The organism is Mesorhizobium sp. M7A.F.Ca.MR.362.00.0.0, assembly GCF_004023175.1.
GTDB lineage: Bacteria > Pseudomonadota > Alphaproteobacteria > Rhizobiales > Rhizobiaceae > Mesorhizobium.
Genome location: NZ_RZTF01000998.1, coordinates 1 through 294 on the forward strand (window position 1 = coordinate 1; position 294 = coordinate 294).

The window sequence follows — 294 nt, forward strand, 5'->3', positions numbered from 1 at the left end:
GCACTAATGGCAAAAATCAAAGAAAAAATCGCGGAAAATAAACCGTCGACAGATGCTGAACTGGAAAAAATCATCAATGATGCAGCAAGCGAGCTTAATATTTCGTTAAGCGATACTCAAAAGCAAACATTGATGGATTTCTTCAATAAGCTTAAAGAGCTGGATATCAACTGGAATCAGGTTGGAGATCAGCTGCAAGATGCAAAAGATAAATTTAATGCATTTATTGAAAGTGAAGAAGGTCAAGGTTTTCTTGCAAAAGTAAAAGAATTTTTTGCAAGTCTCGTTGATGCG

1 protein-coding gene is annotated in these 294 nt (G+C 35.7%); it reads left to right on the forward strand.

All coding sequences use genetic code 11. From position 1 onward, the window contains the following. Nucleotides 1-294, forward strand: a 294-nt coding sequence (locus tag EOC06_RS38850; RefSeq protein WP_128310192.1) for a DUF1002 domain-containing protein, incomplete at both ends; no start/stop codon positions are given.